The sequence below is a fragment of the Caulobacter sp. genome (genome assembly GCF_039596335.1).
Lineage (GTDB): Bacteria > Pseudomonadota > Alphaproteobacteria > Caulobacterales > Caulobacteraceae > Caulobacter.
Map to the genome: position 1 here is coordinate 125626 of NZ_JBCNJZ010000006.1, position 14510 is coordinate 140135.

Annotated in this window: 11 protein-coding genes; 8 read left to right on the forward strand and 3 right to left on the reverse strand. The window is 68.9% G+C overall.

Going from position 1 to position 14510, the window contains the following annotated elements:
- The first annotated feature begins 31 nt into the window (after positions 1–31).
- Together ABDW31_RS13980 and ABDW31_RS13985 are read left to right on the forward strand one after the other, a co-directional pair.
- Positions 32–1531 (forward strand): AMP-binding protein, encoded by a 1500-nt coding sequence (locus ABDW31_RS13980; protein WP_184720024.1) that lies wholly within the window; start codon positions 32–34, stop codon positions 1529–1531.
- A gap of 11 nt (positions 1532–1542) precedes the next feature.
- Entirely contained in the window at positions 1543–2757 is a 1215-nt protein-coding gene (locus ABDW31_RS13985; RefSeq protein ID WP_184720022.1) for a cytochrome P450, read from the forward strand.
- Here ABDW31_RS13985 and ABDW31_RS13990 read toward each other — a convergent pair.
- Complete coding sequence (locus tag ABDW31_RS13990; RefSeq protein WP_343699037.1) at positions 2754–3413, reverse strand: helix-turn-helix domain-containing protein; 660 nt, start codon at positions 3411–3413, stop codon at positions 2754–2756. The genes ABDW31_RS13985 and ABDW31_RS13990 overlap by 4 nt on opposite strands.
- Before the next feature lie 219 nt (positions 3414–3632).
- Here ABDW31_RS13990 and ABDW31_RS13995 point away from each other — a divergent pair, with 219 nt between their 5' ends.
- From ABDW31_RS13995 to ABDW31_RS14010, 4 genes are all read left to right on the forward strand, one after another.
- A complete protein-coding gene (locus ABDW31_RS13995) occupies positions 3633–6074 on the forward strand; it encodes a TonB-dependent receptor (protein WP_184720018.1) in 2442 nt (813 codons plus the stop codon).
- Between the two features lie 65 nt (positions 6075–6139).
- Positions 6140–6457: a 2Fe-2S iron-sulfur cluster-binding protein gene (locus tag ABDW31_RS14000; protein WP_184720016.1), complete on the forward strand. Its 318-nt coding sequence runs from the start codon at positions 6140–6142 to the stop codon at positions 6455–6457.
- A gap of 12 nt (positions 6458–6469) precedes the next feature.
- On the forward strand, positions 6470–8080 hold the full coding sequence (locus ABDW31_RS14005; protein ID WP_184720014.1) for a GMC family oxidoreductase N-terminal domain-containing protein: 1611 nt from the start codon (positions 6470–6472) through the stop codon (positions 8078–8080).
- A complete protein-coding gene (locus tag ABDW31_RS14010) occupies positions 8077–9093 on the forward strand; it encodes an acyl-CoA dehydrogenase family protein (RefSeq protein ID WP_343699038.1) in 1017 nt (338 codons plus the stop codon). Before ABDW31_RS14005 ends, ABDW31_RS14010 begins: the two co-directional genes overlap by 4 nt.
- 19 nt (positions 9094–9112) lie before the next feature.
- Here the strand turns inward: ABDW31_RS14010 and ABDW31_RS14015 are convergent, their stop codons facing one another.
- The gene (locus ABDW31_RS14015; RefSeq protein ID WP_184720009.1) at positions 9113–10321 is read right to left on the reverse strand and encodes an acyl-CoA dehydrogenase family protein; all 1209 of its coding nucleotides are present in this window, start codon (positions 10319–10321) and stop codon (positions 9113–9115) included.
- Positions 10318–11730, reverse strand: a complete 1413-nt coding sequence (locus tag ABDW31_RS14020; protein WP_184720007.1) for an aldehyde dehydrogenase family protein — start codon at positions 11728–11730, stop codon at positions 10318–10320. Before ABDW31_RS14020 ends, ABDW31_RS14015 begins: the two co-directional genes overlap by 4 nt.
- 121 nt (positions 11731–11851) lie before the next feature.
- Between ABDW31_RS14020 and ABDW31_RS14025 the strand changes: the two genes are divergently transcribed.
- Complete coding sequence (locus ABDW31_RS14025; RefSeq protein ID WP_184720005.1) at positions 11852–12274, forward strand: GFA family protein; 423 nt, start codon at positions 11852–11854, stop codon at positions 12272–12274.
- Positions 12271–14496, forward strand: a complete 2226-nt coding sequence (locus ABDW31_RS14030) for a CoA transferase (RefSeq protein WP_184720003.1) — start codon at positions 12271–12273, stop codon at positions 14494–14496. The genes ABDW31_RS14025 and ABDW31_RS14030 overlap by 4 nt, the downstream gene beginning before the upstream one ends.
- The last annotated feature ends 14 nt before the right edge of the window (positions 14497–14510 follow it).

Consider the following 14510-nt stretch of genomic DNA (forward strand, 5'->3'; position numbering starts at 1 on the left):
AGCCGGCGCAGACCGGCGAGAGAGAGGAAACATGGCGCAGACCCTGTCTGGAGCCCTGGCCTGGTGGGCGCGGATGCGGCCCGACCAGCCCGCCGTCGTCTTGGGCGGCGAGACCCTGACCTATGCCGACCTGAAGGCCTGGTCCGACCGGGTTGCGGCCATGCTGATCGCCGATGGCCTGAGGCCGGGCGAGCGGGTGGCGATGTGCTCGCTGAACAGCCTGGCCTATTGCGCGCTGATCTTCGGCGTCATCCGGGCCGGCGGCATCGTGAGCCCGGTGAACTTCCGCTATACCGTCCGCGAGATCGGCGAGCTGTGCGAGGACACCCAGCCGCGCCTGGCCTTCGCCGCGCCCGAATTCGCCGACCGCATGCAGGTGGCCGGGCCGCCGGTGCGGGCGATGGCTGAGATCGAGGCCCTGCGGCACGGCGAGCCGGCCGCGATCGCGCGCGACGTGGATCCCGACGCCCGGGTGGTGATCATCGCCACCTCCGGCTCGACGGCGCGGCCCAAGGGCGTGGTCTTCACCAACCGCTCGATGACGTCTTACGCCGCCAACTGGGCCAGCGAGGAGACCTCGACCGGGCCGGGTTCGCGGATCATCAGCCTGGCGCCGCTCAACACTTCGGCCGGCTTCGTGCAGCTGATGCACTACATCACCCAGGGCTGCTCGATCTTCATGGTCCCGCAGTTCGTTCCCGCCGACACGCTGCGCCTGATCCAGGACCAGAAGATCACCTGTTTCGCCGCCGTGCCGGTGTTCTTCGAGGCCATCGCGGCCCTGCCGGAGTTCGCGCAAGCTGACCTGTCGTCGCTGCGCCTGGCCACGGTCGGCGGGGCGCGGGTCAGCCGCGCGCTGCTGGAGGCTTGGAGGGCCAAGGGCGTCATCCTGCGCCAGATCTATGGCCAGACCGAGGTTGGCGGCAACGCCACGGTCATGCCCGCCCACCTGGCCCTGGAAGAACCCGACAAGTGCGGCTGGGGCGGCCTCTTCATCGACCTGCGCGTCGTGCGGCCCGACGGAACCGACTGCGCCCCGGGCGAGGCAGGCGAGATCGTCATGCGCTCGCCAGGCATGATGAAGGAGTACTGGCGCAATCCCGAGGCCACGGCCCAGGCCATCCGCGACGGCTGGCTGCACTCGGGCGACATCGGCATGCTGGACGAGCTCGGCCTGCTGACCTTCGTTGACCGGCTCAAGGACCTGATCATCTCGGGCGGCTTGAACATCTCGGCCGCCGAGGTCGAGCGCGTGGTCTGCGAGTTCGACGGCGTGGTCGAGGCTCTGGTCATCGCCGCCCCGGACGACAAGTTCGGCGAGACTCCGATGGTCGTCTATCACGGCCCGGCCGAGGTCGCCGTCGAGGCGCTGATCGCTCACTGCAACCTCAATCTCTCCAACTACAAGGTGCCGCGCTACGTCGCCTTCTCTGCCGAGCCGCTGCCGCGTCTGGCCACTGGCAAGCTGTCCAAGCCCGCCGTGCGCCAGGCCTATGCCGGCGCCCATCAGACCCTCGTTCGCGTCCGCTGAGAGGACCCGCCATGAACGCTCCCGCTATCGTCGCCGGCCAGCAGCCGGCGCATGTGCCCGACCACCTGGTGTTCGACTTCGACATCTACGGCGATCCCCGCATCGGCGAGGACGTGCAGGGCGACTACGCCGCGGCCTTGGCCAACGCGCCGGACCTCTTCTGGACCAACCGCAACGGCGGCCACTGGATTGCCAAGGGCTTCGACGCCATCACTGCGGTGGTCACCGATCCCGAACATTTCTCGGTGCGCGAGATGCAGATCCCGCGGGTGGAGAACCCGCCGTTCTTCATCCCGCTCAGCCTGGACCCGCCCGAGAACCTGCCGTACCGCCGGGCGATGATGCCGATGTTCGGGCCGGTGGCGGTCAAGGCCCTGGAGCCGCGCATCCGCGAGCTGGCCCGCCAGATCGTCGATCGCGTCGTCGCGAGGGGCGACTGTGACTTCCAGGTCGAGGTCTCCAAGATCTTCCCAGTGACGGTGTTCATGGAGCTGATGGGCATGGACCTGTCGCGCCTCCAGGAGTTCCGCCATCTCGCCGAAGGCTTCTTCCAGGTCCAGAACGACGCCGCCGAGCTGGGTCGCCTGTCGGGCCTGATCCTGGGCACGCTGAAGGCGCTGATCGACGAGAAGCGCGCCAACCCCGACGACAAGCTGATGAGCCACTTCATCCATGTCGACATCGACGGTCGCACCATGAGCGAGGACGAGATCCTGGCCATGAGCTTCGTACTGTTCCTAGGCGGCATGGACACGGTGACCAATGTGACCGGCTTTGCCTACCAGCAGTTGGCGCGGATGCCCGACGTCCAGGCGCGGCTGGTCGCCGATCCTTCGCTGATCCCCGCCTTCGCCGACGAGGCCGTGCGCCTGTACGGCGTGGTCAACACCCCGCGTCTGGTGGTCAAGGACCGCGACATCGGCGAGGCGCGTCTGCGCGAGGGCGAGATGGTGCTGAATGTGCTATGTGTCGGCAGCCGCGATCCGCGCAAGTTCGATGCGCCCAACGCCTTCGATCTGGACCGTAAACGCGCCGCGCACCTGACCTTCTCTTCGGGGCCGCACCTGTGCGTCGGCCACGTGCTGGGCCGCGCCGAGCTGCGCATCCTGACCGAGGAATGGCTCAAGCGCGTGCCGGCCTTCGAAGCCACGCCCGGCGAGCGTCACGCCTTCCGGATGGGCACGGTGATGGCGCTGGAGACGCTGCCCCTGCGCTGGAAGCCCTAGGCGGTTTCCAGCTGTTCGCTGTCGCTGACTGGTTGGCCCAAGGCCCCGCGGCGATAGCGTTCGGCCACGCCGGTGAAGAAGATCCGCAGGGTCTCGACGAACAGCGACTCCTCGTCGTCGAATGGGTTGGCGTCCAGCGCCAGGGCCAGGCGTGGCAGCTTCTCGCGGTCGGCTTCGGGCATGGGCGGGATACCGCGCGCCTGGGCGGCGGCCGCGAACAGCGCCGAGCCGAAGGTCAGCTTCTCGGTGCCCTCGATCACCGCCATGTGGAATTCGGGCGGGTAGGGGTCGCCAGCGGCCGCCTCGTTATAGGCGGCCAGCAGCAGGTGACGCGGGAAGAACTGCAGCATCAGCACGGCCGCATTCGGATGGCGCAGCAGCGACCGGCGGGCCGACACGCACAGGGTGACGATCCGCTCCTCGTAGGGCAGCTCGGTCTTTTCCAGGCCCGGCAGGTTCAGCAGCAGCAGGCGCGCCACCTCTTCCAGCAGCGCGGCCTTGTCGGTGAAGTGGTGGTACAGCGACGGCGGCTGCACGCCCAGCTTCTGGGCGACCCGCACCAGGCTCAGCTTGGCGAGGCCCACCTCGTCGATCACGGCCAGGGCCGCCTCAGCGGCGTTTTCGCGAGAAATGAGCGGAGAAGACGGGCGAGCCAAACGACATCCCTGGGATTCGACGTGGAGCCTAGTTTCGCACCCGCTCCGCCAGGGCTCAAGCCGTGACCGATCCGCAAACCTACAACGTGTAGGTGAACTTGCGTCTGACTTTAATCAATCGACGAATTAACCGCCATCAAGCCTGTTGACGTTAAATCTACTGTCATTAGGATTAGCGTCGAGGTCCCGCCAAGTGGACCCAGGGAGAGGGAGCTCAGGATGACGAGCAAGGGATACCGCGCGGGTCTGATGGCTTGCGCCACGTTCGCGCTGGGCGCTTGGGCGCCGCAGGCGATCGCCGCGGAAAACACACAAGGCGCGCCGGCCGAGGAACAGGCGGCCGTCCGACAGGGCGTGACGTCGCTGGATGAGGTCATCGTCACGGCTCGCCGCCGTGACGAGCGCCTGATCGATGCCCCGGTGGCCATCACGGCCATGGGCGGCAAGGCGCTGGAGGCCTATTCGGTCACCCGGGTGTCGGACCTGGCGACCATGGTGCCCAGCCTGATCGCCGGCAAGGCGGCCTCGGGCTCGTCGGCCAGCATCTTCCTGCGCGGCGTCGGTTCGACCGCGCTCAGCGCCGGCTTCGACCAGTCGGTGTCGTTCGTGATGGACGGCCTGCCGATGAGCCGCGGTCGTGAGCTGAGCCTGCCGCAGTTCGACGTCCAGCGGGTCGAGGTGCTGAAAGGCCCGCAGGCCCTGTTCTACGGTAAGAACACCACCGGCGGCCTGATTAGCATTGTCACCAACGGCCCGACAGCGACGCCGGAAGCCGGGGTCAAGGCCGGCTACGGCTTCAAGGCCCGCGAGCGCTATGTCGAAGGCTATGTCTCCGGCCCGCTGGCCGACACCCTGCGCGCCCGCCTGGCCGGCCGCTATTCGAAGTCGGACGGGGCGTTCGCCAACAGCGCCGCTGAGACATATACCGATCCGCTGGGCATGCAGCGCCACCGCAACGCCAAGCGGCGCGGCGGCCAGGAAGTGTTTAGCGTCCGCGGCGCGCTTGACTGGGACGCCAGCGAAAACCTGACCTTCCAGCTCAAGGCCGGCCTGACCGACCTGAAGGATGGCGGTCCGACCGACGTGCTGGAGCGCATCTGCGGCGCGGGCCGCACCACGCCGTTCTCGGCCAACGGCATCCCGCCTAGCCCGAACGCCGACTGCAAGATCAACGGCGTGGCCGACAGCTCCAGCATCCCGACGCAGGTGGCGCAGGCCAATTATCGCTATGCCCGCGACGGCCGGATGTACGCCGACTTCGGCTCGCAGTTTGGGGCGCTGACCAGCAACCTGACCCTGGGCCAGTTCGGCATCACCTCGATCACGTCCTACTACCACTTCAAGCAGACCGACCTGAACAACGTCTCGGGCGAGGCCTATCCGGCCACCTTCTCGCAGCTGGCCGATTTCGAGCAGTTCGCCGAGGAGATCCGGGTCCAGTCCAAGTTCGACGGGCCGTTCAACGTGCTGTTCGGCGCCTTCTATTCGAAGGGCGATTTCGACTTCAACACCGATGCCTACATCTTCCCGGTGCCGCTGGATCCGTCGTCGGGCACTTACGCCACCTTCAAGCGCGACAACGGCTTCAAGAGCGAATCCTACTCGTTCTTCGGCGAAGGCACGTTCAACATCTCGCCGGAGCTGGAGCTGGCGGGCGGGGCGCGCTGGTCGCATGAATCTCGCGACTCGTACCAGCGCTCGCTGCCGGCTCACATCGCCTTTGCCGGGGCCTTCCCGGGCGGCATCCGGTTCACGGACAAATTCGAGGACGACAATCTCTCGCCGCAGGTCAGCGTTCGCTACAAGCCCGAGACCGACACCACGATCTATGCGGCCTACAAGCAAGGCTTCAAGTCGGGCGGCTTCAACATCTCGCAGGCCCTGAGCCCGACCGCCAGCGTCGACGCTGGCCGCTTCGGCAGCGAGACAGCCGAGGGCGGCGAGATCGGCCTACGCACGATCCAGTTCGGCCACGACCTGCAGTTCAACGTCACCGCGTTCCAGTACACCTACAAGGATCTGCAGGTTCAGACCTTCGATCCGCAGTCGGTGTCGCTGATCGCCGACAACGCCGGCAAGCTGCGCACGCGCGGCGTCGAGGCCGATGTCAACTACCGCGTCTCCGGCGTGCCAGGCCTGAGCCTGCGCGGCGCGGCGGCCTATAACGACGTGCAGTACATCGACTATGTCGGCCAGTGCTACAGCGGCCAGACCGTGGCCCAGGGCTGCAACCAGCAACTGGTCGCCGGCGCCTTCACCGCCCAGGACTACAACGGCCGCACCCCGCCCAAGGCGCCCAAGTTCGCCGGCCGTGTCGGGGCCAGCTACGAGCGCGACGTCGCCTCGAACCTGACCTTGCGGATGTCGGGCGATGTCAGCCGGACCAGCAAGTACAACTTCACTGACACCCTGCGGCCCGACGGCTGGCAGCCGGGCTACACCAAGGTCGACGCCTCGATCAGCGTCAGCGGCCCGGACAATCGCTGGACCCTGGCGTTGATCGGCAAGAACCTGACCAACGAGCTGGTGGTGACCTCGGCCAACGACATCCCGTTCGCGGGCGGCACGGGCACCGGCACGACCACCGGCGTCCTGGCCGACATGTCCGCCTTCGTCGAGAACCCGCGCGAGATCCTGGTGGAGCTGTCGCTGAAGTTCTGACGACCCGCGAGCAGGCGCTCCCCCGCCTGCTCGCGCCCCTTTTCCATAAAGATCGAAAGACCCCAGTGCCCAGCCTTACCGTCATCACCCGCGACGAGACCCGTCACCCGATCGAGGCCGAGGTGGGTCTCAGCGTAATGGAGATCATCCGTCGCGCGGGCTTCGACGAACTGGTGGCCCTGTGCGGCGGCTGCTGCTCGTGCGCCACCTGCCACGTCTATGTGCGCGAGAGCGACTTGGAGCGCCTGCCGCCACTGGCCGGCGACGAGAACGACCTGCTCGACAGCTCCGAACACCGCACCGAGCGCTCGCGCCTGTCCTGCCAGCTGAAGTTCGAGGCCGGCATGGACGGCCTCGAAGTCGCGATCGCACCCGAAGACTGAGGAGGCGCGGCTATGGCCGAGTACGACTATGTAATCGCCGGGGCCGGGGCGGCCGGCTGCGTGCTGGCCTACCGGCTGAGCCAGGATCCTTCGGTGCGGGTGGCCCTGGTCGAGGCCGGGCCGCGCGACACCCATCCGTTCATCACCATGCCCAAGGGCCTGGCCAAGGTGATGGCTGATCCCAAGCACCTGTGGGCCCACGCCAGCCATCCCGAAGAGTCTACGGCCGGCCAGTCCGAGGTCTGGGTGCGCGGCCGGGTGCTGGGCGGCTCCACCTCGGTCAACGGCATGATGTACGTGCGCGGTCAGCCCGCCGACTTCGACGCCATCGCCGACCTGTCCAGCGACGACTGGCGCTGGGAGCACATCCAGCAGGCCTATCGCGAACTGGAAGACCACGCCCTGGGGGGCAATGAAACCCGAGGGGCGGGCGGTCCGCTGAAGGTCTCGATGCCGACCCTGAAGGACAAGCTTTCGGCGGCCCAGATCGCGGCGGGGCAGGCGATGGGCTGGACCGTCAAGACCGACGTCAACGCGCCCGACGACGCCGTCTCGATCGGCTACGCCCCGCGCACCATCCACAAGGGCAAGCGCCAGAGCGCCGCCACCGCCTTTCTGCGCCCGGCCGAGAAGCGGGCCAACCTGACCGTCCTGACCGAGCGCACCGTCAATCGCGTGGTGTTCGAGGCCAAGCGCGCCGTCGGGGTCGAGATCCTGCACGACGGCGCCACCGAGGTGCTGCGCGCCCGGCGCGAGGTCATCGTCTGCGGTGGGGCCATGGCTAGCCCGGGCATCCTGGAGCGCTCTGGTATCGGCGATGCCCAGCGCTTGACGCGGCTGGGCATCCCGGTCGTCCACGACAATCCCGAGGTCGGCGAGGGCCTGCTCGAGCATCGCGGCGTCATCCTGCAGTGGAAGCTGAAGCAGCCGGTTTCGCAGAACCGCGAGTTCTCCGGCTGGCGACTGCTGGCGGCGACGGCGCGCTACTACCTGACCGGCGACGGGCCGATGTCGTCGGCGGCGTATGAGCTGGGTGGCTGGTTCAAGACCCGGCCGGGCCTGAATCGCCCCGACGCCCAGATGCTGATCGCGCCCTACAGCTTCGACTTCGCCAAGCAGCGCACGGCGCTGGAGCCGTTCCCGGGCATGAACGCGGTGGTCTATCCCCTGCGTCCGACCTCGCGCGGCAGCATCCATATCCAGACCCGCGACCCGGATGCGGCCGCGCGGTTCTCGCCCAACTACCGGGCCACCGAGCAGGACCGCCAGGCCATGGTCGGCGCCATCCGGGTGATGCGCGACTATGCCCGCCAGGCGCCGCTGGCCGACCTGATCGATCAGGAGACCATGCCGGGACCGGCCTATGAGACCGACGCCGAGATCCTGGCCGCCTACGACCAGTTCGGCACCTGCGGCTATCACGCGGTGGGCAGCTGTCGGATGGGTTCGGACGGGGCCTCGGTGGTCGATCCGCGCCTGCGGGTGAGGGGCGTCGCGGGCCTGCGGGTCATGGACACCTCGATCATGCCCGCCATCCCGGCCGGCAACACCAATGGCCCGACCATGGCCATGGCCTGGCGGGCGGCCGACCTGATCCTGGCCGACGCGCGGGTGAGCGCATGAGCTTCGACCATGTCCAGCTGAAGAACGCCCTGCTGGCCCGCCTAGCCGTGGCCGGGGAGGCGAGGGCTTGGAGCGCGCTGCGTGACGCCGGGGTCACCGGCCTGCGGGTTCCCGAGGCGCTGGGCGGTTCGGGCCTGGCCTTCGCCGACGCCGCGCCGGTGTTGGAGGTGCTGGGCGAGCTGTGCTTGCCAACCCCGTTCCTGGAGACGGGCATCGTCGCCGCCGGCCTGCTGGCGGCCACCCCCACGGCCGAGGGCGACGCCCTGCTGACCGCCATCGCCAGCGAGGGCGCGATGGTCGCCGTCGCAGGTTTGGAGCCCGCCGCCCTGACCGCCACGCCCGTCGACGGCGGCTGGCGCCTGGATGGCGAGGCCAAGATCGTGGTTGACGCGCTCTCCGCCAAGGCCGTGTTGGTGCTGGCCATTCTGCCGGGCGGCGAGGCGGCCGCCTTCCTGGTCGCGCCGGACGCTCCTGCGCGCCGGCCCGTGGCGACGATCGACGGACGGATGGCGGCGGACCTGTCGTTCGCCGGCGTCGCCGCGCGGGGGCCGATCCAGCTGCCCGCGTGCTTGGACCGCGTTCGCGACGAGGCCGTGGCCGCGCTCTGCATCGAGGCCGCCGGCCTGATGCGCCGCCTGGTGCGCGACACTGTCGCCTACGCCAAGCAGCGTGAGCAGTTCGGCCAGGCTCTGGGAAGCTTCCAGGTCGTGCAGCACCGGCTGGTCGACATGAACATCCAAGCTCGCCGCGCCGCCGCCATCGCTCGCCGGGCGGTCGCGGCCATCGACGGTGATCCCATCGAGCGCGCCCACCTAGTCAGCGCCGCCAAGGTCACCGCCGCCCGCGCCGGCCGCTTCGTCGGCCAGAACGCGGTGCAGTTGCACGGCGGCATGGGCATGACCCAGGAGCTGATCGTGGGCCGCTGCTTCAAGCGCCTGACGGTGATCGAGGGGCAGCTGGGCGGGACCGACCACCACCTGACGAGGTTCTCGGGGACTGGCGCGGCGGCCTGACGGTCGCCGCGCTGCTTTTTCAAAGTCCCAGTTCGGCCTTGGCCAGGATCCCGCGCTGGATCTCGTTGGCGCCGGCATAGATCGTTCCGGCTCGTTCGTTCAGGTAGCGCAGCGGCGCGATGGCCTGCCAGGCTTCGCCGCTGGTGTAGTCGTCCAGGTCCAGCGGATGGCCGATGACCGGACCGCCGGGAACCGCCACGCCGGGCTGCCAGGCGCGGGCGAGGGGACCAGCGGCCTCCAGGGCCAGTTCCGTGACCCGCTGCTGCAGCTCGGTGCCCAGGATCTTCATCATCGAGGCGTCGGTGCCGATAGCGCGATCCGCCGACAGGGCCGACAGGATCTCGGCCTCCAGGGCGTCCAGCACCTCGACCTCGATTTGCGTCTCCGCGATCCGGGCGGCCAGCAGCGGATTGGCGGCCAGCCCGTCGGCGGCCTGGCGGCGCAGCGCGTCCAGCTTGACCTTCAACTCCGGCGCATAGGCCGTCCCGCCGCGCTCATACTCCAGCAGGTACTTGGCGACCGTCCAGCCGTCGCCGATCACGCCGACGACATTGGCGATCGGCACGCGCACCTGGTCGAAGAACACCTGGTTCTGGACCGCCTCGCCCGAGGCCATGACGATCGGATGAACGGTGATCCCGGGGCTGGCCATGTCGATCAGCACGAAGGTGATGCCCTGCTGCTTGCGGCCCGTGGCGTCGGTGCGCACCAGGCAGAACATCCAGTTGGCGACATTGGCGTGGGTGGTCCAGATCTTGGTCCCGGTGCAGATCAGGTCGTCGCCGTCGGGCACGGCCCGCATGGTCAGGGCGGCGAGATCCGAGCCGGCCTGGGGCTCGGAATAGCCCTGGCACCACAGGTGCTCGCCGTTCAGCATGCGCGGCAGGAAGTGGGCCTTCTGGGCGTCATTGCCGAACGCCATGATCGCCGGCCCGACCATGTTGATGCCCAGCGGCGCGGTCGGGGCCCCGGCCAGCAGCCGCTCTCGCGCGAAGACGTAGCGCTGCACCGCCGACCAGCCGCAGCCGCCATGCTCGACCGGCCAGGACGGCGCGGCCCAGCCCTTGGCGTGCAGCAGGGCCTGCCACTCCAGCTGGGCCTCGTGGTCGCAATAGACGCTGGTCATTAACGTCCCGGCCCGGCGCAGGTCGGGCGTCAGCGATGTGTCGAGGAAGTCCCTGACTTCATTGCGGAAGGCCGCATCCTGCGGCGATAGCGCGAGACTCATTTGCCGGCCTTGGGGATGTAGATCGCCTTAGGCCGGGTGAATTCCAGCAGGCCCGGCAGGCCGTTCTCCTGGCCAAAGCCCGACTGCTTGGCGCCAGCCAGCGGGGTGAACGGCGTCGATTGGAGGTTCTGGTTGATCCACACCGTGCCGGTGTCCAGGCGGTGGGCGATGGCGGTGGCCTGCTCGACATCGGCCGACCATACCGCGCCGGCCAGGCCGTACTCGGTGTCGTTGGCGCGGCGGACCACGTCGTCGATGTCGCTGAACTTCAAGAGCGGCAACACCGGGCCGAACGCCTCCTCCGTCACGACGCGGGCGTCGTCCGGCGGATTGTCGACCAGGGTCAGGGGCACGAAGTAGCCCTTCTGCGGAACCTCGCCGCCTTCCAGCAGGGTCAGGCCCTCGCGGCGGGCTTCCTCGATCAGGCCGACGACGCGGCGGTACTGCGGTTCGTTCTGCACGGGGCCGTAGCGCACGCCCTGCTGCGTCCCGTCGCCGACCGGCAGGTCCTTGGCCAGCTGGTGCAGGCGGTCGCGCAGGCGATCGTAGATGTCCTCGTGGATGAACAGGCGCTTGGTCGCCACGCAGACCTGGGCGGTGTTGTGGAAGGCGCCTTCGAACAGTTGCGCGGCGACGGCGTCGACATCGACGTCGGGCAGCACGATGGCCGCGTCATTGCCGCCCAGCTCCAGAGTGATGCGCTTCAGATCGCGGGCGGCGCTCTCCATCACCCGGCGGCCGGTGGCGGTCGAGCCGGTGAACGAGATCTTGGCGAAGCCCTTGTGGGCGGTCATCAGCGGACCCAGCGCGTCGTCGCCGTTGATGACGTTCAGCACGCCAGCGGGGAACACCTCACGCAGCAGCTCGCCGATGCGCAGGGTGGTCAGGGGCGTGAACGGCGAGGGCTTCACCACGATGGTGTTGCCGGCCAGGAGGGCCGGGCCGATTTTCCAGATCGCCAGCAGCACGGGGAAGTTCCACGGCACGATGGCGCAGACAACACCCAGCGGCACGTGATGCACCTCGATGCGGCGCGTGGGGCTGTCCTCGGTGACGTCCACCGGGATGTCCAGCATGGTCCCGGCCTTCAGCCACATGGCCGCGCCCTTGACCTCGGCCGTAGCGCCGGGGAGGGGGCGGCCCTGCTCCTGAGTGAACAGCGCGGCCAGCTCGGCGGCGTGGTCGTCGATGATCTGCGCGGCCTTCAGCAGGAGGGCCTTGCGTTCCGCAACGGGAGCGGCGCTCCAGTCCTTGAAGGCGCGCTGGGCGGCCGCCACCGCGCGGTCCAGGTCGCCCGCGTCGGCGGCCGGCGCCTGGGCGAAGACCTCGCCGGTGGCGGGGTTGCGGACGTCGATCGTGGCGACGGCGTCGACCGCCTGGCCATCGATGGTGAGCGTGTAGGGGGACATGCGGTGGTCTCCTCGCCGGTCTCGCCCAGGATACTTTGCCTCGGACGCTTGCTGGATAAATCTAATATCGTTAGATAAAATGACAATCAAGATGGTCTGAAGGCCTCGGGAGGAAACCAAGATGAGCGACCAGAGCGTACTGCGCGGCGGCTGCAACTGCGGGGCCGTCCGCTACGAGATCGCCTCGAAGCCGCTTGCGGTGATCGTCTGCCACTGCACCAGCTGCCGCCGGCAATCGGGCGCGGCCTTCTCGGTCAATCTGGTGGTCCGAGCCGACACCATGAGTATCGAGGGCGAGCTGGCCAGCTGGCTGGATCCGGACACCGAAAGCGGCGCGCCGATCCAGCGGCAGTTCTGCGGGACCTGCGGCTCGCCGATCCGCTCGACGCCGACCACGGCGCCCAAGATGATCGCGGTGAAGGCCGGCACGCTGGACGCACCTGAGGCCTTCGCGCCCGTGATGCACATCTGGACCCGCTCGGCCCTGCCTTGGGCGTCGATTCCGGAAGGCTTGCCGCGCTTCGAGAAAGGCCCGGCGGCATGAGCGGCGTCGACCGTCCGCTGACTGGGATCAGGGTGCTGGACCTAGTCCGCGGCCCGCTGGCCACGACGACGCGCTACCTGGCCGAACTGGGCGCCAGTGTGACGCGTCTGGACGACGAGACGCCGGCGGACCGGCTGGAAGACCTGGCGGCCAATCTTGGCAAGCAGAGCGCGGACGTTCTCGACGAAGCCATGCTGGCGACCGCCGATGTCATCGTGTTCGACACGGGGAGGGTTCTGGACCTGGAGGGGTTGCGCACCCGCCGTCCGGCGCTGGTGACCATGGCGGTCAGCGACTTTGGGACAGACACCAGCCTGTCCGGCTGGCGCGGTAGCGACCTGGTGCTGCATGCCCTAAGCGCGGAGCTGTCGCGGTCGGGCATTCGAGGGCGCGCGCCGCTGCCGCCGCCGGGCCAGCTGGCCTATCAATGCGCGGCGTCGCAGGCCGCCTACGCCCTGACCGTCTCGCTCTACCACGCTCTGCGGACGGGGCGGGGCGACCACCTGGACTTCTCGGCCCTGGACGGCGCGGTGCAGGCGCTGGACCCCGGCTACGGCATCAACGGCAGCGCCACCTTGGGCCGGCCGGCGCATCTGCTGGCGCGGGAGCGGCCGGCCAAGGGTTTTCAGTATCCGATCCTGCCGTGCGCCGATGGCCATGTGCGGATCTGCTTGCTGGCCAAGCGACAATGGCAGGGCATGTTCCGCTGGATGGGCTCGCCGGCCGCCTTCGCCTCGCCGGAGTTCGAGAAGACGGCCGTGCGGTACAAGTCCCCCGATCTGGTGCCGGCCATCGCCGCCTTCTTCGCCGATCGCGCGCGCGCCGACCTGGAGCGCGAGGGGCAGGCGCATGGCGTGCCGATCTCGGCCGTGCTGACGCTGCCGGAGTTCATGGCCTCCGACCATGTCGCGGTGGGACAGGCCCTGACGGAGGTTGACGGGATCAAGCTGCCCAACGGGGTCCTGACGATCGATGGCGCGCGGATGGGCCCTGCTCACACCGCCGCCGAACCCCCGGCCTGGCCGGAGCCGGTCGCGCCTGGCGCGCGCGCCTTCGAGGGGCTGAAGGTGCTGGACCTGGGCGTCATCGTGGTCGGGGCGGAGCAGGGACGGCTGCTGGCCGACCAGGGGGCGGACGTCGTCAAGGTCGAGAGCCAAGCCTTTCCGGACGGCAGCCGCCAGTCCTACCTGTCCTACGGCCTGTCGGTCAGTTTCGCGGCCGGCCATCGCAACAAGCAGAGCCTGGGGCTGAACCTGCGCGACCCGGAGGGGCAGGCGCTGTTCCTGGAGATGGCGGCCAAGGCCGATGTCATCCTGTCCAACTTCAAGCCCGGGGTGATGGAGAGCCTGGGCATCGATCATGCGACGATCTCGAAGATCAATCCCCGCATCATCATGTCTGACAGCTCGGCTTTCGGCGCAACCGGACCTTGGGCCGAGCGCATGGGCTATGGCCCGCTGGTCCGCGCCGCGACGGGCCTGACCCGGGCCTGGCGTTATGACGACGATCCCGAGAGCTTCAGCGACTCCATCACCATCTATCCCGACCACGTGGCGGGGCGGATCGGGGCGATGGCGGTGACGGCTCTGTTGATCCGCCGTCTGCGGACGGGGCAGGGCGGCAACGCCAGCGTCGCCCAGTCGGAGGTGATGTTGAACCACTTCGCCGCCGATGTGGCGCGCGCTTCCTCAGGCGAGGCGACGTCGCCCGCTCCGTGGCGCGAAGGCGTCTTTCAGGCGGCCGGCGACGATGAGTGGTGCGTGGTCAGCGTGCGAAGCGATGCGGACCGCTCGGCCCTGGCCGCCGTGGTGGGCGACGAGGCCAGCCTGGCCGCGGTCGAGGGCTGGATCGCCCAGCGCTCGGCGGACGACGCCATGCGTACCCTGCAGGACGCAGGCGTGGCCGCGGCGCGGATGCTGCGGGTCTCGGACCTGCCCGACTTCACCTACTATCGAGAGCGCGACTTCTACCGCGTCGAGCGCCACCCCTATCTTCAGGAGGCGGTCGTGGCTGAGCGCAGTCACACCCGCACCGGGACCCTCGATGACGCCCCGCGCGCGCCTGCGCCGTTGGCCGCGGAACATACCCGCGCCGTGATCGCCGATTGGCTGGGGCGGTCCGACACGCAGATCCAGGCCCTGGTCGCCAATGGCGTGCTGGAGCTCCTGGAGCCGGCTATTCTAGCGGCCGCCAAATCCGCGACCGGGGATCTGGCGCCCTAGGAGCGCGTCGCGCG

Coding starts and splice junctions, on each gene's coding strand:
- ABDW31_RS13985 (WP_184720022.1), top strand. CDS start 1,543: ATGAACGCTCCCGCTATCGTCGCCGGCCAGCAGCCGGCGCATGTGCCC.
- ABDW31_RS14020 (WP_184720007.1), bottom strand. CDS start 11,730: ATGTCCCCCTACACGCTCACCATCGATGGCCAGGCGGTCGACGCCGTC.
- ABDW31_RS14005 (WP_184720014.1), top strand. CDS start 6,470: ATGGCCGAGTACGACTATGTAATCGCCGGGGCCGGGGCGGCCGGCTGC.
- ABDW31_RS14010 (WP_343699038.1), top strand. CDS start 8,077: ATGAGCTTCGACCATGTCCAGCTGAAGAACGCCCTGCTGGCCCGCCTA.
- ABDW31_RS14025 (WP_184720005.1), top strand. CDS start 11,852: ATGAGCGACCAGAGCGTACTGCGCGGCGGCTGCAACTGCGGGGCCGTC.
- ABDW31_RS13980 (WP_184720024.1), top strand. CDS start 32: ATGGCGCAGACCCTGTCTGGAGCCCTGGCCTGGTGGGCGCGGATGCGG.
- ABDW31_RS13995 (WP_184720018.1), top strand. CDS start 3,633: ATGACGAGCAAGGGATACCGCGCGGGTCTGATGGCTTGCGCCACGTTC.
- ABDW31_RS14030 (WP_184720003.1), top strand. CDS start 12,271: ATGAGCGGCGTCGACCGTCCGCTGACTGGGATCAGGGTGCTGGACCTA.
- ABDW31_RS14015 (WP_184720009.1), bottom strand. CDS start 10,321: ATGAGTCTCGCGCTATCGCCGCAGGATGCGGCCTTCCGCAATGAAGTC.